The 18,228-nt window shown below is 51.9% G+C and carries 17 protein-coding genes; 4 read left to right on the forward strand and 13 right to left on the reverse strand.

What is annotated here, in order from left to right; all coding sequences use genetic code 11:
• Positions 1 to 212 precede the first annotated feature (212 nt).
• A complete protein-coding gene (locus tag B4923_RS19020) occupies positions 213 to 635 on the forward strand; it encodes a DUF805 domain-containing protein (protein WP_109491280.1) in 423 nt (140 codons plus the stop codon).
• A 27-nt stretch (positions 636 to 662) separates the two neighbouring features.
• Here the strand turns inward: B4923_RS19020 and fpr are convergent, their stop codons facing one another.
• From fpr to B4923_RS19035, 3 genes are all read right to left on the reverse strand, one after another.
• Positions 663 to 1,409, reverse strand: a complete 747-nt coding sequence (gene fpr, locus B4923_RS19025) for a ferredoxin--NADP(+) reductase (protein WP_109491281.1) — start codon at positions 1,407 to 1,409, stop codon at positions 663 to 665.
• 183 nt (positions 1,410 to 1,592) lie between these two features.
• On the reverse strand, positions 1,593 to 2,603 hold the full coding sequence (gene glpX, locus B4923_RS19030) for a class II fructose-bisphosphatase (RefSeq protein WP_109491282.1): 1,011 nt from the start codon (positions 2,601 to 2,603) through the stop codon (positions 1,593 to 1,595).
• A 191-nt stretch (positions 2,604 to 2,794) separates the two neighbouring features.
• The gene (locus B4923_RS19035) at positions 2,795 to 4,090 is read right to left on the reverse strand and encodes an MFS transporter (protein ID WP_109491283.1); all 1,296 of its coding nucleotides are present in this window, start codon (positions 4,088 to 4,090) and stop codon (positions 2,795 to 2,797) included.
• A 988-nt stretch (positions 4,091 to 5,078) separates the two neighbouring features.
• Here B4923_RS19035 and idnO point away from each other — a divergent pair.
• On the forward strand, positions 5,079 to 5,843 hold the full coding sequence (gene idnO / locus B4923_RS19040; RefSeq protein WP_109491308.1) for a gluconate 5-dehydrogenase: 765 nt from the start codon (positions 5,079 to 5,081) through the stop codon (positions 5,841 to 5,843).
• Positions 5,844 to 5,891: 48 nt separating this feature from the next.
• Here the strand turns inward: idnO and glpK are convergent, their stop codons facing one another.
• Both glpK and B4923_RS19050 read right to left on the reverse strand, forming a co-directional pair.
• Positions 5,892 to 7,403, reverse strand: a complete 1,512-nt coding sequence (gene glpK, locus B4923_RS19045) for a glycerol kinase GlpK (protein ID WP_109491284.1) — start codon at positions 7,401 to 7,403, stop codon at positions 5,892 to 5,894.
• A 55-nt stretch (positions 7,404 to 7,458) separates the two neighbouring features.
• The gene (locus B4923_RS19050) at positions 7,459 to 8,292 is read right to left on the reverse strand and encodes an MIP/aquaporin family protein (RefSeq protein ID WP_109491285.1); all 834 of its coding nucleotides are present in this window, start codon (positions 8,290 to 8,292) and stop codon (positions 7,459 to 7,461) included.
• A 513-nt stretch (positions 8,293 to 8,805) separates the two neighbouring features.
• On the opposite strand from B4923_RS19050, the gene zapB reads away from it, so the two are divergent.
• On the forward strand, positions 8,806 to 9,045 hold the full coding sequence (gene zapB / locus B4923_RS19055; RefSeq protein ID WP_109491286.1) for a septal ring assembly protein ZapB: 240 nt from the start codon (positions 8,806 to 8,808) through the stop codon (positions 9,043 to 9,045).
• 121 nt (positions 9,046 to 9,166) lie between these two features.
• Here the strand turns inward: zapB and rraA are convergent, their stop codons facing one another.
• The 7 genes from rraA to priA all read right to left on the reverse strand — a co-directional run bounded on the left by rraA (position 9,167) and on the right by priA (position 17,264).
• Positions 9,167 to 9,652 carry a ribonuclease E activity regulator RraA gene (gene rraA, locus B4923_RS19060; RefSeq protein WP_109491287.1) on the reverse strand — a complete coding sequence of 162 codons (486 nt, stop codon included), beginning with the start codon at positions 9,650 to 9,652 and terminating at the stop codon, positions 9,167 to 9,169.
• Positions 9,653 to 9,840: 188 nt separating this feature from the next.
• A complete protein-coding gene (locus B4923_RS19065) occupies positions 9,841 to 10,758 on the reverse strand; it encodes a 1,4-dihydroxy-2-naphthoate polyprenyltransferase (protein ID WP_109491288.1) in 918 nt (305 codons plus the stop codon).
• A 119-nt stretch (positions 10,759 to 10,877) separates the two neighbouring features.
• Positions 10,878 to 12,209, reverse strand: a complete 1,332-nt coding sequence (gene hslU / locus B4923_RS19070) for an ATP-dependent protease ATPase subunit HslU (protein ID WP_109491289.1) — start codon at positions 12,207 to 12,209, stop codon at positions 10,878 to 10,880.
• Positions 12,210 to 12,218: 9 nt separating this feature from the next.
• On the reverse strand, positions 12,219 to 12,749 hold the full coding sequence (hslV, locus tag B4923_RS19075) for an ATP-dependent protease subunit HslV (RefSeq protein WP_109491309.1): 531 nt from the start codon (positions 12,747 to 12,749) through the stop codon (positions 12,219 to 12,221).
• An 87-nt stretch (positions 12,750 to 12,836) separates the two neighbouring features.
• Positions 12,837 to 13,664 (reverse strand): cell division protein FtsN, encoded by an 828-nt coding sequence (gene ftsN, locus B4923_RS19080; protein ID WP_109491290.1) that lies wholly within the window; start codon positions 13,662 to 13,664, stop codon positions 12,837 to 12,839.
• Positions 13,665 to 13,745: 81 nt separating this feature from the next.
• The gene (gene cytR, locus B4923_RS19085) at positions 13,746 to 14,789 is read right to left on the reverse strand and encodes a DNA-binding transcriptional regulator CytR (RefSeq protein WP_109491291.1); all 1,044 of its coding nucleotides are present in this window, start codon (positions 14,787 to 14,789) and stop codon (positions 13,746 to 13,748) included.
• Positions 14,790 to 15,065: 276 nt separating this feature from the next.
• Positions 15,066 to 17,264, reverse strand: a complete 2,199-nt coding sequence (priA, locus tag B4923_RS19090) for a primosomal protein N' (RefSeq protein WP_109491292.1) — start codon at positions 17,262 to 17,264, stop codon at positions 15,066 to 15,068.
• Between the two features lie 212 nt (positions 17,265 to 17,476).
• On the opposite strand from priA, the gene rpmE reads away from it, so the two are divergent.
• Positions 17,477 to 17,692 carry a 50S ribosomal protein L31 gene (rpmE, locus tag B4923_RS19095; protein WP_109491293.1) on the forward strand — a complete coding sequence of 72 codons (216 nt, stop codon included), beginning with the start codon at positions 17,477 to 17,479 and terminating at the stop codon, positions 17,690 to 17,692.
• 157 nt (positions 17,693 to 17,849) lie between these two features.
• On the opposite strand, the gene metJ is transcribed toward rpmE, so the two are convergent.
• Positions 17,850 to 18,167, reverse strand: a complete 318-nt coding sequence (gene metJ / locus B4923_RS19100; RefSeq protein WP_005973355.1) for a met regulon transcriptional regulator MetJ — start codon at positions 18,165 to 18,167, stop codon at positions 17,850 to 17,852.
• Positions 18,168 to 18,228: the final 61 nt, after the last annotated feature.

The raw sequence follows: 18,228 nt of genomic DNA on the forward strand, positions 1-18,228 counted from the left end.
GCTATGTTTGATTAAAGCGGCATTCATGAGTGATTGTCAAAAGTCGCGTAAAGATTACGGGCGCGTAGCCCATCCGGTTAATGGTAAACTCGGCGGGAGACGTTTGCGGGTGAGGGGGTTTTGACGTCGCGCCTGTTTCGTTATTTAACCGATCAATATTTTTCCCGTTGCGCTTGATGGGATTGGCTCTGTAATTCAGGATTCTGTATTTGATGACGCTACAGCAATGGTGTTTCTCGTTTAAAGGGCGTATCGGCCGCCGTGATTTTTGGGTCTGGATCGTCCTCTGGCTGGTGTTGATGGCGCTGCTGTTCACCTTGTCTGGTCAGAACTGGCTGGATGTTCAATCCACGGCATTCATTCTTGTTGCATTGCTGTGGCCAACGGCGGCAATCGTGGTAAAACGCCTGCATGACCGTAATAAAAGCGGCTGGTGGGCGTTACTGATTATCGTTGCCTGGGTCTTGGCCGCCGGTCATTGGTTTATGTTGCCCGCGATTTGGCAATGGGGCATTGGCCGGTTTATTCCAACGCTGATTAGCGTCATGGTGATACTCGACTGCGGTGTTTTTTCGGGCACGAAAGGCGAGAACCGATTTGGGCCCGAAGCGGAACCCTTGAAATTTCGCTCCTGAGTCCCTCATTCCCGGCGCCAGGAAGGATTACCAATAATGCTCACTGGTCATGTGACCGGGTCTGCGACGCAGATGCTTGGTCATTTGCCGTTCGTCCTTCAGTATCTGCTGCGTATCACGCACCATCTGGGGATTGCCGCACAGCATGACATGGCTGGTCGCCGCATCGATTGGCAAGCCTACTGCTGCTTCCAGCGTACCGTTGCTGATGAGCGCCGGGATCCGACCTGTCAATGAGCCCGTTTCCTCTTCACGACTGACCACCGTCTGAATACGCAGCTTGCCGTTATAGCGTTGCTGTAACTGCTGCATCAGCGGCAGATAGCTTAAATCACGGGCGAAACGGGCGGCGTGAACCAGTACGATGTCCTTGAAGCGTTCCAGATCCTTGCCTTCCTGAAGAATGGAAAGATAAGGCCCGATCGCGGTGCCGGTCGCCAGCATCCACAGTGTTTCACAAGGTGGAATTTCTTCCAGTACGAAAAAGCCCGCGGCGTCTTTGGTGATCATGATTTCCGCACCAGGTTGCATCGCGTGTAAATGAGGGCTGAGTTTCCCCTCCGGCACGTTCACCAGATAGAACTCAAGATTGTGGTCGCTGGGGGCATTGACATAGGAATAGGCGCGTTGGACTTTTTCACCATTAAATTCCAGCGCCAGTTTGGCATATTGCCCGGCCGTGAACGGATCGGTGGGGGCATTTACCCGGATGCTGAATAAACTTTCTGTCCAGTGCTCCACCTGAATAACTTTGCCTGTTACCCATTCAGCCATAGTGCTGTGCTCCTGTTTCTGTCAATAGCCGTTGCTTTCGTCGTACGACGGCAGGCGGCGTCCGCATTGTCTCATGCTGGTCAAGTGTGCCATGGCGGCCTTCAATGAGCCGCCTTTAAGATACGCTATTTATTAACAACTGTGAAACAATCAGTCAGTAAAAACCGGACGTCGGGTTGCCGGTTACAGCAGGAAATCATGCAGCGTCCGATCTTTGCGGTCGAGGTAATGCGTGGACTTGATCCGACGGATCGTCCTCGATTTGCCGCGGATCAGCAGTGTTTCGGTAGTCGCGATATTTCCCTTACGTGAAATACCGTCCAGCAAGTCGCCTTTGGTAATACCGGTGGCCGAAAAAATCACATTATCATTCCGCGCCATATCGTCGAGTTGCAGCACTTTACCGGCTTCAATCCCCATTTGTTGACAGCGGGCCAGCTCATCTTCACCGATACGGCGGTTTTCCGCACTATCACCTTTCACCTGATGACGCGCCAGCAGCCGGCCCTGCATGTCACCATCAAGCGCACGAATGACGGCGGCGGAAATGACGCCCTCTGGCGCGCCGCCAATGCCGTATAGCACATCGACTTCGCTGTCTGGCATACAGGTAAGAATGGAAGCGGCGACATCGCCATCAGGGATCGCGAACACCTTCACGCCCAACCGCTGCATTTCGGCAATGCAGGCGTCGTGACGCGGTTTGGCCAGTGTAATCACGGTTAGCTGGTCGAGTGACTTATGCAGCGTTCTGGCGATATTGTGCAAGTTGTCCGCCAGCGGAAGCGCCAGATCAATCGCGCCTTTCGCGCCAGGTCCGACAATCAGTTTTTCCATATACATATCGGGTGCGTGCAGAAACGTCCCTTTTTCACCGACGGCCAGTACGGCTAATGCATTGGCCTGACCCATGGCGGTCATCCGTGTGCCTTCAATGGGATCGACGGCGATATCCACGGCGGACCCCTGACCGGTTCCCACGTGCTCACCGATGAAAAGCATCGGCGCTTCGTCGATTTCTCCTTCACCAATCACAATCTGACCATTGATATTGACCTGATTGAGCATAATGCGCATGGCCTGTACTGCCGCGTTATCGGCGGCATTCTTGTCGCCACGGCCTAACCATTTATAGCCTGCCAGCGCGGCCGCTTCAGTGACGCGCGAGAATTCGATGGCTAATTCACGTTTCATGGATACCTGTCTGTTGTCGATCGAGGGGGGAATAGTCAATAGGCGGGATTTTATCACAACGGATAGCGGGTGGAGTAAATGCGGATGCAAGTGAGTTTCGGCAGGCGAGACTTTTAGCCGAAACCTGCGTAGCACGGTTTGTGACCGGCGTTGTGGGGAATGTGCCGCCTGAGCGGCACATCATTGGATGATTAACGTTGAGGCACACTTTTTCCTGGTTGAGGAATCGCGGGTTTTTCCTGCTCCGGCGCCCGGACTTTGATCATGATGACGACGGAAAGGAGGAGCGCGATGGCCATAAAGCTGTATGACACGCTGGGGTTGCCCGTAATACCGTTCAGATAACCGACCAGCCAGGCGCCGAGGAACGCGCCCAGCGCGCCAAAGCTATTGATTAATCCAATGGATACACCAGAGACATTCTTCGGCAGTAACTCGGGAATCAGGGCAAAGAACGGTCCATAAGGCGCATACATACAGGCGGCAGCAATAACCAGCAGCGCATAGGAAATCCAGAAATGATGATTACCGATGGTGTAAGACGTAAAGAACGCCGCGGAGGCAATCAGCAGTAATGGCCAGATATAGAGTTTCCGGTTCTGCATTTTATCGGACAGCCAGGAGACGCTGAGCATCGTAACGATAGCAGCAAAATACGGCAGCGCCGACAGCCAGCCAACGGAAACAATGTCCATTGAGGCGGCAGATTTAATAATGGATGGCATCCACATCATGAAACCATAGACGCCGATACTCCATAAAGCATGCACGGCGCAGAGCATAATCACATTACGAGAGCGCAATGCTTCGCCATAGTTACGCACGGGTTTGATATTTTTCTGCTCATTGTCCATGACCGCCTGTAAGTCAGCTTTTTCCTGTGCGCTTAACCATGACACTTCAGACGGTTTGTCACGCACCAGAATCCACCAGCAGAACGCCCAGATAATGGCGGGGGCGCCTTCAAGGATGAACATTTCACGCCAGCCGTAAGCATTGATCAGGTAGCCGGAAACAATCGACATCCACAGGACGGTGACCGGATTTCCCAACACAAGAAAGGTATTGGCACGCGAGCGCTCTTCTTTGGTAAACCAGGTACTGATGTAAATCAGCATGGAAGGCATGACCGCCGCTTCCACAACGCCGAGTATAAAACGGATCACCATAAGCGTGGGGATATTGCTGACCATCCCGGTCGCCGCCGCGCAAAAGCCCCATAAAATAAGGCTGACAAAAATCAATTTACGCACGCTGCGCTTTACTGCATAGATTGCGCCGGGCACCTGAAAGAAGAAATAGCCAAGGAAAAAAAGCGCCCCGATTAAAGAAGAAACGCCTTTTGTTATACCTAAATCGACTTCAATACCTGATGCGGCGGCAAATCCATAGTTGGCTCGATCAAGATAAGCCAAACTATAAGTAATAAAGATGATGGGCATTAAATACCACCAACGTTTAACAGCCAGTTTCTTAATTGTCATCATGGTTACCTGTTTTATTTTTCTAAAGTAATATCTTAACGATCCGATAAATTCAGGAATGTTTTTCCCGTTTTTCGGATGTAAGAAAAGCGATCTTTTTAAATAAAAAATCGATGGTTTTTTTATTTAAAATAAATTTATTTTTGAAGCATTCAGGATGTTGATGTCATCTTCTCTTTCTCACCTGTGCCTGTTTGATTCCCAAGAGTATGCCCTTCATTTTTCAAATTGCCGGTACGTTGGTTTCCCTCCGCTACCCGAATCATTTTTTCTTCGCCCCTTCGGCGTTGCTGCACGTGGCGTTGAGATACGCTTAATACTTCAATCGTTATACTTCAATCGTTCACCCGTATAAGCTTCAGGAAATTTATTGGGCATAACGGCATATACAATTTTTATTTGATGCTGGTATGAGACCTGTTTTTAGATTTTATTTTTGTGATGAAAGTCACTGTAAATCATGTTAAAAAAAGATGTTACAGGCAACGTGATCGGCCTTGCATTTAACCCTGACAGCAATGCTTTCAGGCAGGAAAATACAGAGGAAATGGCATGAAAAGGCACAGCGCTTGTTCACTATGCCTCCCCGGGATAGAAAAGCTGTTACCAAAGGAGCTCAAGGTAACATACACCGCAGGATGAATAATCGCCGCTATTATTAATCATGTTATTTTTCTTTTCGTTGGCGTGATATTGCGAGTAATAATTATGCTTAATAAGGTCGTATCGACGCGATTCCGATCACGGAAGTGGTAACACCTTATCGTAACATGCTCTTGAGTGATATTTGTCACGGTTTTAACGTGAGTAAAACGGTTTGATAATATTACCTTTCAAATAAGCATCTCCGGATGTTTTGGTTTAATGAGTGTTTCACCATCCTCATTTAATAGAAACGTAGCGTAATGTGTGAGTTTTGTATATATGGCCGTCTGAGTTTGCATATAAAGACGGGTGTAAAGTAATTCAGTTCGGCTATCAGGATATTATTATGAAAAACTTATTTTCATTGGAAAAAAGAAAAGTGCTTATTACCGGTTCTGCACAAGGAATTGGTTTTTTGCTGGCGAGAGGGTTGGCAGAGTATGGCGCGGAAATTATTATTAATGACATTACCGATGAGCGGGCTGAACATGCCGCCGGCCAACTGCGGGATTTAGGTTATACGGCTTACGCTTGCGCTTTTGATGTGACTAATCATCAGGCTGTCAGTCGCGCGGTTCAGTTTATCGAGGAAAAAATTGGAGAAATTGATGTATTAATTAATAACGCGGGTATTCAGCGTCGTCATCCCTTCAATGATTTTCCGGAAAAGGATTGGGACGATGTGATTAATGTGAATCAAAAATCCGTCTTTCTGGTTTCGCAGGCGGTTTCTCGCTATATGGTGGAACGCCAGCGCGGAAAAATTATTAATATCTGTTCTATGCAAAGCGAACTGGGGCGGGACACGATTACGCCTTATGCGGCCTCAAAGGGGGCGGTAAAAATGCTGACGCGTGGGATGTGTGTCGAATTGGCGCGCTATAATATCCAGGTTAATGGCATCGCTCCCGGCTATTTTAAAACGGACATGACCAAGGCGTTGGTCGAGGATGAAGCGTTTACAAATTGGTTGTGCAAGCGCACTCCCGCCGCCCGCTGGGGGGACCCGGAGGAGTTGGTTGGCGCTGCCGTTTATCTGTCGTCAAAAGCGTCTGATTTTGTCAACGGTCATCTGTTGTTTGTGGATGGCGGCATGCTGGTTGCGGTGTAAGCTTGCTGCGCTGAAAATGGGCGCGCGACAGGCGCGCCCGGAGAAACATCATGCGTCGTGCTCTTCCCAGTCACGGGCGCGGGCAACGGCTTTCTGCCAACCGCTGTAACGGTAGTTACGCTCCACGGTTTCAATGCTGGGGCGGAATTCACGCTCAATAGTGGCTTTGCTTTTCACTTCATCCAGATCGTTCCAGAATCCGGTTGCCAGACCAGCCAGGAAGGCGGCGCCCAACGCGGTGACTTCACGCACTTCGGGACGTTCAACGCGGGTGCCGAGAATATCGGACTGGAATTGCATCAGGAAGTTGTTAGCGACGGCCCCACCGTCTACACGCAGTGCTTTCAGGCGGGTATCCGCGTCTGCCTGCATGGCATCCAGTACATCGCGGGTTTGGAACGCGATAGACTCCAGCGTGGCGCGGATAATGTGATTAGCGTTGACGCCACGGGTCAGACCGAAGATCGCGCCGCGTGCATACGGGTCCCAATAAGGGGCGCCCAGGCCAGTGAAGGCGGGAACGACGTAGACGCCGTTGGTGTCCTTCACCTTGGTGGCGAAATATTCTGAGTCCATGGATTCGCCAATCAGCTTCAGCTCATCGCGCAGCCACTGAATTGATGCGCCACCGACGAAAACGGATCCTTCCAGCGCGTAATTGACTTCACCGCGTGGGCCACAGGCAATGGTGGTGAGCAGGCCATGTTTGGACAACACCGCTTCGGTACCGGTATTCATCAGCAGGAAGCAACCCGTGCCGTAGGTGTTTTTCGCCATACCGGGATGGACACAAAGCTGACCATACAGGGCCGCCTGCTGGTCGCCCGCAATACCGGCAATCGGAATACGTGTGCCGCCCTTGCCGCCAATGTTGGTTTGTCCATAAACCTCGGAGGAGGCACGCACTTCCGGCAGCATTGCGCGGGGAATATCCAGTGCCTGCAACATACGTTCATCCCACTCAAGCGTATGGATATTGAACAGCATGGTGCGGGAGGCGTTGGTGTAATCCGTGACGTGAACGCGCCCTTGCGTCATTTTCCAGATTAACCACGTATCAACCGTACCAAACAGTAGTTCTCCACGCTGGGCGCGTTCACGGGCGCCCTCAACGTGATCCAGAATCCATTTCACCTTTGTTCCGGAGAAGTAAGGGTCGACGACCAGCCCGGTGGTGTTACGAACGTATTCTTCCAGACCGCTTTTCTTGAGCTGTTCACAGATCTCCGCCGTTCGGCGACATTGCCAGACGATAGCGTTATAAATTGGCTTGCCGGTCTCTTTTTCCCACACAATGGTGGTTTCGCGCTGGTTGGTGATGCCGATACCCGCCACTTCATCTGCGTTGATACCCGCTTTGGCCAGTACTTCTACCAACGTCGAACTTTGTGATGCCCAAATTTCCATGGGGTCGTGTTCTACCCAGCCCGCTTTCGGATAAATTTGGCTGAATTCACGCTGTGAGACGCTGATAATGTTGGCATCGTGGTCCAGAACAACGGCACGAGAACTGGTGGTTCCTTGATCGAGCGCGACAATGTATTTTTTTTCCGGGTTCATAAATCCAATCCTGTAATGGTTAACCGCAAAAGGGTAATTGCTGTAGCACTAAATGTTAGTGGGTTTCTGTACCCGCCGTTGTGTCGGCTTCACACACATCGCACGGCAGGTGACGGCCAATCAATGCACGGTAGCCTACCGCACCCAGACAAGCACCGACCAGTGGACCAAAAATGGGTACCAGGAAGTACGGAATATCACGTCCACCGGTGAGGGCAATCTCTCCCCATCCTGCCAGAGAGGCAAATAGTTTTGGCCCAAAGTCACGCGCCGGGTTCAATGCAAAGCCGGTGAGCGGTCCCATTGAGGCGCCGATGACGGCGATCAAAATACCGATCAGCAGCGGTGCCAGTGGCCCGCGAGGGATACCGTTACCGTCGTCGGTCAGCGCCAGAATCAGACACATCAGGATCGCGGTAATCACCATTTCAATCAGAAATGCCTGTATGACTGAAATATGTGCATTGGGATATGTCGAGAAGACACCGGCGAGATTCAGGCTCTCCGCGCTACCGCGCACCATATTGTGTGCCAGTTCAAAATCCACGAACAAATTGTGATACAGGCCGTAGACCAGTGCGGCGGCGCAGAAGGCTCCCGCGAATTGAGAGAGGATATAGGGAATGACTTTCTTGCCATCGAAACAGGCAAACAGCCATAGGGCGATAGTGACGGCGGAGTTAAGATGTGCACCGGAAATGGCGGCTGTCAGATAGATAGCCATCGCCACTCCCAGGCCCCAGATAACGCTGATTTCCCATTGGCCGAAGCTGGCTCCGGTCAGATTTGCGGCTGCGACACAACCCACGCCAAAGAAAACCAACAGGCCAGTACCCAGAAACTCGGCGATACACTGGCCTTTTAAGGTTGAACGTTCTGATTTGCTCATATTGTTTTCCTGCTGTTAGGGGACAGAAATGGTAGGGATCGTAAGGTCACCGTAAACGGCAACTTCTGCTTTAAAAGTTTTTATAATGTGAATTTATCGTTAATGTTCGAAAACGAGAAATATCGAAATCAAAATGTGTGTTGTATGTCAAAAAATGTGCGCATTCGCTTAAGTTTTTGTGATTTGACGGTTGGTAACGCCCGTCTTATGTTAAATCGTCGATACAATGATTAACATTCGCTACCCGGTGCAAGGTCATTAATCCGTTTTTTCAGTTTGTGCTGATAGTGGTAATAAATAAAAGCTGTCACACTCTGCGTTGTGTGGGATGCCTGCTAGACAGAGATTCATTGGCTACATACAATTCAGCTACGGCCAGTCTCGCCATCAGGTTATGTCCAGAGGCGTATTAAACGGGCATCGTATTAGGGTGTGCTGTCGTGTTGCGGTCATGCGGACGTGATGGCGCAGCGTTAACCGATTTATGCCTTGTGATTAAAAGGGGTTTGAAGAATGTCATTTGAAGTGTTTGAAAAGCTGGAAGCAAAAGTTCAGCAGGCGATTGATACGATCACGCTGTTGCAAATGGAAATCGAAGAGCTGAAGGAGCAAAACAGCGCTTTGTCACAAGACGTTCAGGCAGCGGCGGGTTCTCGTGAAGCGCTGGTGCGCGAGAACGAACAACTGAAAGAAGAGCAGCAGGTATGGCAAGATCGTTTGCGTGCGCTGCTAGGCAAGATGGAAGAAGTTTAATCTTCCAGCAAGGCAGAAGCTCACTTTTTCTGAGCTTTTGCCGACGCCATATAACGTAATCCTGCGTAGGCGGAGATTGCGCTATATGGCAGTGAGCACCGGTTTGCTGATGCCGTGAGGATTATTCAATATCCAGCGGGTCTTCCGCCAGAATAATCCCTGTGTTGTCGGCATACAAATGATCGCCAGAGAAAAAGGTCACCCCGCCAAAATTCACGCGGATATCGCTTTCCCCAATTCCTTCGCTGGTTGCGCCAACCGGAATAGCCGCCATGGCCTGGATGCCAATATCCAGTTCAGCCAGATCGTCCACCTGACGCACGGCGCCATAGATGACAATACCTTCCCATTCATTCTGGGTCGCCAATCTGGCCAGTTCTGCGTTGAGCAAGGCACGACGTACCGAGCCACCGCCATCAATCAGGAGTACGCGCCCAATGCCATTTTCTTCTAACAGATCATACAGCAGGCCGTTATCCTCAAAACATTTCACCGTGGTGATTTTGCCACCAAATGAAGTACGCCCGCCAAAATTAGAGAACAGAGGCTCAACAACGTTAACCTCTTCGTGATAAATATCGCACAGTTCGGAAGTATCGTATTTCATAGGATTGATGTCAGTTTGCCCGCAGGGATAGTGAGTATATCCCTTTCTGGCGGGTGTTGGCAAAATCATCAAATGTTAACTTGATGCGTATCAGTAAATTGCCGCCGCGTTTTGTCCCGGTTATTCATCAGGTCATCGTCTGCTGCCGGGGAGCGATCCGCGTGTCTGGGAATGCGTTCCGGTGATCGTTAGCTGAGCATAACCCCGACAGCAAACAGAAGATTGGTCAACAGCGCGCCCTTGACGGTTTTTTCCAGCATTGGGCGCATGCTGAACGCGCTGGTTTCGCGCAGAACGTAAATGGCCTGCTTGAGCAGCAGTGGTAGCGTCAGGAGAAAGAGCCAGCCCGCCAGGCTATGCAGGTAAAGCATGGCGAACAGGCCGAGACAGAACGGCGCCAGCATCAACAGCAGGGTGTGATAGCAGCGGGCTTTCTGCGCGCCGAGGCGAACGGCCAGCGTGTTTTTTCCACTGAGGCGGTCATTGTCGATATCACGCAGGTTGTTAATGTTCAATACGGCGGTAGCAAGCAGACCGCAAGCGGTAGCCGGCAACATGACGATACTGTCGAAATGGCCGGTTTGCAGGTAATAAGAACCTGCAACGCTGAGCCAGCCGAAAAATATCAATACCGAGATATCACCCAGCCCGATATAGCCGTAAGGGCGATTGCCGACGGTATAGGTGATGGCGGCGAGAATGGCCAGTAATCCCAGGACCAGAAAACCAATGATATCGCTTGGTTTTTCACAGGCGAGAATCACCAGCGATACGCCTGAAATAACGGTGAGGACAACGGTTGCAATTAGCGCATTTCTCAACTGAGACAGCGTAATGGCACCGGTTTGAATACCCCGTAATGGCCCGATGCGATCTTTGGTGTCGCTGCCTTTTACCGCATCCCCATAGTCATTTGCCAGATTGGAAAGAATCTGCAGTAATCCCGCGGTGAGTAACGCCAGTAATGCGACACCCGGTTTAAAACTGCTATGCCAGCTTGCAATCGCCGAGCCGGTGACGATAGAAGCGAAAGCTAATGGCAGCGTTTTTGGACGCAGACTATCCAGCCAGGCTTTGGTTTTACTGCTATGGGTTGATAAAGTCATGGTGTGCTTCAATTTTTATTGTTTATGAGTAAATAATATCTTTAACGACAGAACCATAAACACAAGCGGGAGGCCGAGGCCTCCCGCTTAATAGTTAACAGGACGATCCGTAAAACGGATTATAAGATAAATCGGCTCAGATCTTCATCTGCTACTAATTCATCCAAGTGACCACGTACGTAATCTGCGTCAATAGTAACGTTTTGACCACTCATTTCGCTGGCATCGTAAGAAATATCTTCAATCAGACGCTCCAATACGGTATGCAAACGACGCGCGCCGATGTTTTCGGTCCGTTCGTTAACCTGCCATGCGGCCTCTGCGATACGGCGAATACCCTCCGCGGAAAACTCAATGTTGACGCCTTCCGTTGCCATTAGCGCTTTATACTGTTCGGTCAGGGATGCGCTCGGTTCCGTCAGAATACGCTCAAAATCTTCCGTCGTCAGCGCCTGCAATTCAACACGAATCGGCAGACGTCCCTGTAATTCCGGGATCAGATCGGACGGGCTGGCAACCTGGAAAGCGCCCGATGCGATAAACAGGATGTGGTCGGTTTTGACCATGCCATGTTTGGTCGAGACGGTACAACCTTCAACCAGAGGCAACAGATCGCGCTGAACGCCTTCACGGGATACGTCCGGACCAGAACTTTCGCCGCGTTTACAAATTTTATCGATCTCATCAATAAACACGATGCCATGCTGCTCGACGGCTTCGATAGCCTGCTGCTTCAGTTCTTCCGGATTGACCAGCTTGGCGGCTTCTTCTTCCACCAACAGCTTAAAGGCTTCCTTGATTTTTACCTTACGGGCTTTCTGTTTCTGACCCGCCAGATTCTGAAACATGGATTGCAGCTGGTTGGTCATCTCTTCCATGCCTGGAGGCGCCATGATTTCAACGCCAACGGGTGTAGCGGCCAGATCGATTTCAATTTCTTTATCGTCCAACTGGCCTTCGCGTAATTTCTTGCGGAACGCCTGACGCGCAGCAGAAGGTTCAGCCGCTTCTTCTGGCTGGCCCCAGTTGTTCTTCGCTGGTGGGATCAGGACATCCAGAATACGTTCTTCCGCCAGTTCCTCTGCGCGGTAGCGGTTTTTCTCAATGGACTGTTGACGCACCATTTTTATCGCTGAATCAGTCAGATCGCGGATAATCGAATCGACTTCTTTACCCACATAGCCGACTTCGGTGAATTTGGTGGCTTCAACCTTGATGAAGGGGGCATTGGCCAGTTTGGCCAGACGACGGGCAATTTCGGTTTTACCGACGCCGGTCGGGCCAATCATCAGAATGTTTTTAGGGGTGACTTCATGGCGCAGCGTTTCTTCCAGCTGCATCCGGCGCCAGCGGTTACGCAGGGCAATCGCTACGGCGCGTTTGGCGTTGTGCTGGCCGATGATATAACTATCAAGTTCGCTGACTATTTCGCGCGGGGTCATTTCAGACATAGTTGATCCTTACGCCTTCGAGGCTAATTCTTCAATCGTGTGGAACTGGTTGGTGTAGATACAGATATCGCCAGCAATACTTAACGACTTCTCGACAATATCCCGTGCGCTCAATTCCGTGTTTTCGAGTAAGGCGCGAGCGGCGGCCTGCGCATACGGACCACCGGATCCGATAGCAATCAGATCGTTTTCCGGCTGCACGACATCGCCATTACCGGTAATAATCAGTGAAGCATTTTCATCAGCAACGGCAAGTAAGGCTTCCAGTCGGCGCAACATGCGATCGGTACGCCAGTCCTTCGCCAGTTCTACGGCTGCTTTCACCAGATGTCCCTGATGCATTTCCAGTTTGCGCTCAAAAAGCTCGAACAGGGTGAATGCATCCGCTGTACCACCAGCAAAACCAGCAATAACGCGATCGTTGTAGAGGCGGCGTACTTTACGCACGTTGCCTTTCATGACGGTGTTGCCCAGCGTGGCTTGCCCATCACCGCCAATGACCACGTGGCCGTTGCGGCGTACACTTACGATAGTTGTCACGAGTAAATCCCCGTTACTGAAGAAAAAGACCCCCGCCACGACGGCGGGGCATATTGATTTCATAAATGGGGGAAAGCGTGGGTTTTTTCAACCCCCACTGGCGAGAGGGATACAGTTTGATGCGCCCGCGCCTTTGAGACGTTGCAACATGCTGTCCGCTGCGGCGCGGTTATTGTATGGCCCCAACATGATGCGGTTCCATCCACCGTTAGAGGTGATTCGGCTTTCGATACCGGCAAACGCCAGTTGCGCTCTCACCGATTCGGCAGGCTCCATGGTTTTGAATGAGCCACATTGAACAATCCAACGCTGTGTTTTCTCTTTTTCTGGCTTCGGCTCTTGCTTAACGACGTCCTGTTTTGGTGCGGCCGGCACCGCCGGCGTCGTAGCAACCGGAGCGCGCGTTACCGGCGGCGGTGTCGTGACCACCGGGGGTTGCTGCGCCGGTGGTTTGATCGTCACCTGTGAGCGCGGAACCTGAGTCTGATCGTTATACGGCACTTCCGAGAGTTGAGTTGGCTGGCGGCGCATATCCGATTGCATTTGTTCCAGCAACTGGCGTTGTTCATCCGTCAGCTGTACCGGTGACTGAATCTCCCCGCCGGCGGAAGGCTCGGTAGGCGATGTGACGCCTAACTGCCGATTTTCCAGTTCCTTAATGTAACGCCAACGCTCCTCTGGCTTGGGCGGTAACCCATTGCCTTTGCCTGCTGCGTTTTGATGTGGCAGTACTGGCGACTCTTCCGGCTTATTATGGGCGATGAAATACAGCCCACCCGCAAAAGTGACCAAAACGGCAACAGCCAGAGCCACCATGGTTTTGGACGTTCCTGAAGCGCTGCTTTTCCTTCGGCTGGTTGTCTTTTTCCGGCGCGTATTTGAACGGCCCCGGCTGACATAGTCTCTTTGTGCCACTGTCGTTTCGCTGTGAATTGAATAAAGGTATTAGGGGGCCATGTTACTGAACCCTAAAATATTTGACCAGCACCTGAATTCTTAAAGCCTGTTGCGTGAATAATTCAGGGCTGCCGAGCTTTCCCGTATCACCAGTTCACTGGCCAGCAGTCGCGAGCCGCTGCGTACGGTATTACCATGTAGCTGCTCTAATAGTAGCAGCATTGCCTCGCGGCCGATCCGATAACGCGGCTGTGCCACCGTTGTCAGCGGTGGCCAACAATACTGTGCCTGATCGATGTCGTCAAAGCCGACCACGGAAATATCGCGTGGTATATCCAGCCCCATCTTTTTTGCCTGCGACAGCACGCCCAGCGCGATGATGTCGTTATGACAAAAAATCGCGCTGGGCGGCAGCGGATGTTTCATTAACGCAATCAGACCGTTTACGCCGGTTTCATACGTGAAATCGCCCCGGATAATGTACTGGTTATCGACGGCGATGCCACTGCGGCGTAGCGCTTGTACATAACCCTGTAGCCGATATTGGCTCAGATGCATGCGTTCGGGGCCGGCAATACAGGCGATCCGTTGGTGGCCGAGCTGGTGCAAATAGTGTACGGCATCGAATGCGGCGGTCAGATTATCGATATGGACCGTCGGCAGTTCCAACTCCGGTGCAAATTCATTAGCCATAACCATCGGAGGCAGATTGCGCTGCTCTTCTTTTCCGGCATCGAACGGCAGGTCCGAGCCCAGCAGCAACATGCCATCAATTTGCTTGGTGATAATCAAATCAATGAAAGTTTTTTCTTTCCGGTGCTGATGAGCGCAATCGCCAATCAGGACCAGATAACCATGCTCCGCCGCGGTTTCTTCAATCCCTCTGAATATTTCAGAAAAGTAGGGATCGCAGATGTCCGGTACGATGGCCAGAATGGTTCGCGATTCATTACGCTTAAGGTTTCTGGCCAGCGCATGGGGAGAGTATCCTACAGTAATAACCGCCTGCTCTACTTTTTTTCGTGTGGCCGCAGAGACTTTTTCTGGATTCATCAACGTACGGGAAACCGTGGCGGTGGATACACCGGCTTCGTCCGCGACGTCTTTCATCGTCGCCGTAGTCACTTCTTTCTTCTGTTCCAACGCTTTTCTCCTTGCGTCAGCCTGAGCTGGCGCTACCGGCCTGGATGTTATTGCTTCCCCCTTCTGACTGTAATGACTGCTCGCCATTGCTCAATGACAGTGCCAGGGTGTTGTCAAATTTCGTGTTGTCATCGTTTCCAGAATACTGCCTTCGCGAACACACTTAACAGATTGAACGCAATTTTTGTTGCTTAATTTGCATGTAAAACGTGATGAATTTCAGTTTTTCGATGCGATTCGCAAGAATTTGTCATCGGCATGCCGGGCATGAAAATGCTAGCTGTCTATCGGGTCGACATCTAACACCCACTTCACTTTGCGCGCTTGCGGTAGCGTGTTAATCAGCGTCACGGAAGTTTTGACCAACCGTTGCAACAGCGCCCGGGAAGGGTGTTGTAACAACAATTGCCAGCGGAAGCGGCCTGCCCGTTTGGGTTGCAGGGCGGGAACGGGTCCCAGCAGCCAGAGCGATTCATCGCGCAGGGGGCTGGCTTCCAACAGATTGCGCAACTGCTGGAGGAAGAGCGGCGCCTGCTGATTATCATGGTCGTCGGCGCGGAACAGAATATGGTTGGTGAAAGGCGGGAGAAAAACGCTTTTTCGCTCGTTCAGGGTCTGACTGGCAAAAGCGTCGTAGCCCTGTTGCAGCAGAATTTGCAGCAAAGGATGCTCCGGGTGGTGTGTTTGCAAGATGACTTCCCCCGCTTTACCGGCGCGTCCGGCCCGGCCTGATACCTGTGTATAGAGCTGGGCGAAGCGCTCGGCCGCGCGAAAATCCGCAGAGAACAGTGAACTGTCGACGTCCAGCAGGGCGACCAGCGTGACATCGGGAAAATGGTGTCCTTTTGCCAGCATTTGTGTGCCGATCAGAATGCGGGCGCCGCCTTGCCTCACCTGTGACAGCTGATGTTCGAGCGTGCCTTTGCGGCTGGTCGTGTCCCGGTCGATACGGGTAATCGGCGTGTCAGGAAATAACGGCGCCAACGCTTGTTCCAACTGTTCTGTCCCGAGGCCGATAGGCACCAGATTGGTGGAGCCACAGCCGGGGCACTGATGCGGCACCGGACGCTGACTGTCGCAGTGGTGGCAGCGCAGCATCTGCTGGTGTTGATGCAGGGTATAATAGTGATCGCAGCGCTGGCATTCGGCAATCCAGCCGCATTCATGACACATGACTACCGGAGCGAAACCCCGGCGGTTAAGGAACAGGATCACCTGATTATCCTGCGTCAGATGGTGTCGGATACGGGTAATGAGCGGCTGTGATAATCCGGTTGTGAGGGGGAGCCCCTTTAAATCGAGAATGTGCTGGCGGGCCAGCATCGCGTTGCCGGGGCGTTTGGTGAGCCGCAACTGACGGTATTTGCCGATTTGTACGTTATAGAGCGTTTCCAGTGCGGGCGTCGCGGTGCCCATCACAATGGGGATATCTTCTTCTCTGGCGCGGAACACCGCCAGATCGCGGGCATGATAGCGCCAGCCATCCTGCTGTTTGTATGAGCTGTCATGTTCTTCATCAATCACGATCAGTCCCAGTCGGGCAAACGGTGTAAACAGGGCCGAGCGCGTGCCGATGACAATCGCCGCTTCGCCGCTACGGGCACGCAGCCAGACAGCAAGACGTTCACTGTCATTCAGACCGGAGTGCAGCACATCAACGGGCGCGTTGAAGCGCTCGCGGAAACGGGCGATCGTCTGCGGCGTCAGACCTATCTCCGGCACCAGCACCAGAGCCTGTTTCCCCTGCGCCAGCACATTTTCCAGCACGCTGAGATAGACTTCCGTTTTGCCCGAGCCGGTGATGCCGGCCAGCAGCCAGGCGGCAAAATGATTATCTTCACTACGAATGGCGCCGACGGCGGTAGCCTGCTCGGTGTTCAGCCGCAGACGCTCAGTCGCAGTACTGAAATCTTTACGCCAGTCATGAGTGGCCCGTTCGGCAGCTTTCAGATCGCACAATCCTTTACCGCGCAAGGCCTGGAACGCGGTTTCCGTTAGTTCGGTTTCGCTGACCTGGTGGCGATACACCGGCGCCTGAAGAAGCGCAGCCAGCGCCTGCTGCTGTTTGGGGGCGCGTTTTAGCGAACTCAGGGGGGTTGCCCGCCCTTGTTCGGTGGCGAACCATTGCCAGAGTGGCGCGCGATGGGCCGGTTTTCCCTGACGCAGTAATATCGGCAGAGCATGGAACAGGACTTCGCCGATTGGATAGTGGTAATAATCTACTGCCCACATTAAAATGCGCCACAGGCCGGCGGGAAACAGCGGTTGATCATCCAATACGGCATGCACGGGCTTTAACTGATCCAGCGGGAGTTCGCTCGACTCGCTTAACGCGGTAACAATGCCAATTGTTTTGCGGTTGCCAAAGGACACGCTGACGCGGACACCGACTTGCGGCTGAACGCCAGCAGCGGGGAACAAATAATCGAATGTACGTGCCAATGGCACGGGCAATGCGACCTGGGCGACAGACATGACATCTCCGGTTGGAACAGGCGTGAAATAATGTAAGCCGCTAGTGTACATGCTGTGAGTGATAATGTGTGGATGCGATTGCATCGGGTGGTCAGTTTCTGTATGATCCGCCGCCATTGTGCCGTTTGCATAATGAACTTACTTACTCAACTTTCGTGTGGTGTCTGGCGGAACAGGGCTGGATAGCGACACGGCCTTAACAGAGGTTTCCCATGAAAAAAGGTATTCACCCGAATTACGTTGAAATTACGGCAACTTGCTCTTGCGGTAATGTTATCAAAACCCATTCTACCGTGGGTCACGACCTGAGCCTGGACGTTTGTGGCGCATGCCACCCGTTCTACACGGGTAAACAACGTGTTGTTGATACTGGTGGTCGTGTTGAGCGCTTCAACAAGCGTTTCAGCGTGCCGGGCAGCAAAAAATAAGCTATTCCGGTTAGCTGTAAAAGCAAGGGCGCCCACGGGCGCCCTTGCTGTTTCCGATATCTGATGCGGTGGTGGTCATTCCGGGCGGGTTATCTGCACACGTCAGAAAACCGCAAGATCACGTTAACCCAACCGCAGATTCCGACGGCTTAATTGCTTAATATTCCCAGGTGTCGGGATCAATGCCCATTTCCCGCATGATGATTTTCGCTGCTTCAGGAATTTCATCACTGCGTTCCTTACGCAAATCTTCATCATTCGGCAGAGGCTGTCCGGTGAAAGCATGCAGAAACGCCTCACACAGGAGTTCGCTGTTTGTTGCATGCCGCAGGTTGTTCACCTGGCGTCTCGTTCGCTCATCCGTCAGGATTTTCAGGACTTTCAGCGGAATAGACACCGTGATCTTTTTAACCTGTTCGCTTTTTTTACCGTGTTCAGCGTAAGGGCTGACATACTCGCCGTTCCACTCAGCCATGGGATTACCTTAAAAATTAATCGTAATGAAGACAGCATCTGTCATGAAATACCACGATTCT

It is taken from the genome of Brenneria roseae subsp. americana (genome assembly GCF_003115815.1).
In the GTDB taxonomy this organism is placed as follows: domain Bacteria; phylum Pseudomonadota; class Gammaproteobacteria; order Enterobacterales; family Enterobacteriaceae; genus Brenneria; species Brenneria roseae.

What these genes read in the sequence shown, in the direction of transcription:
- B4923_RS19020 (WP_109491280.1), top strand. Translation starts at nt 213, where the DNA reads ATGACGCTACAGCAATGGTGTTTCTCGTTTAAAGGGCGTATCGGCCGC.
- fpr (WP_109491281.1), bottom strand. Translation starts at nt 1,409, where the DNA reads ATGGCTGAATGGGTAACAGGCAAAGTTATTCAGGTGGAGCACTGGACA.
- glpX (WP_109491282.1), bottom strand. Translation starts at nt 2,603, where the DNA reads ATGAAACGTGAATTAGCCATCGAATTCTCGCGCGTCACTGAAGCGGCC.
- B4923_RS19035 (WP_109491283.1), bottom strand. Translation starts at nt 4,090, where the DNA reads ATGATGACAATTAAGAAACTGGCTGTTAAACGTTGGTGGTATTTAATG.
- idnO (WP_109491308.1), top strand. Translation starts at nt 5,079, where the DNA reads ATGAAAAACTTATTTTCATTGGAAAAAAGAAAAGTGCTTATTACCGGT.
- glpK (WP_109491284.1), bottom strand. Translation starts at nt 7,403, where the DNA reads ATGAACCCGGAAAAAAAATACATTGTCGCGCTCGATCAAGGAACCACC.
- B4923_RS19050 (WP_109491285.1), bottom strand. Translation starts at nt 8,292, where the DNA reads ATGAGCAAATCAGAACGTTCAACCTTAAAAGGCCAGTGTATCGCCGAG.
- zapB (WP_109491286.1), top strand. Translation starts at nt 8,806, where the DNA reads ATGTCATTTGAAGTGTTTGAAAAGCTGGAAGCAAAAGTTCAGCAGGCG.
- rraA (WP_109491287.1), bottom strand. Translation starts at nt 9,652, where the DNA reads ATGAAATACGATACTTCCGAACTGTGCGATATTTATCACGAAGAGGTT.
- B4923_RS19065 (WP_109491288.1), bottom strand. Translation starts at nt 10,758, where the DNA reads ATGACTTTATCAACCCATAGCAGTAAAACCAAAGCCTGGCTGGATAGT.
- hslU (WP_109491289.1), bottom strand. Translation starts at nt 12,209, where the DNA reads ATGTCTGAAATGACCCCGCGCGAAATAGTCAGCGAACTTGATAGTTAT.
- priA (WP_109491292.1), bottom strand. Translation starts at nt 17,264, where the DNA reads ATGTCTGTCGCCCAGGTCGCATTGCCCGTGCCATTGGCACGTACATTC.
- rpmE (WP_109491293.1), top strand. Translation starts at nt 17,477, where the DNA reads ATGAAAAAAGGTATTCACCCGAATTACGTTGAAATTACGGCAACTTGC.
- metJ (WP_005973355.1), bottom strand. Translation starts at nt 18,167, where the DNA reads ATGGCTGAGTGGAACGGCGAGTATGTCAGCCCTTACGCTGAACACGGT.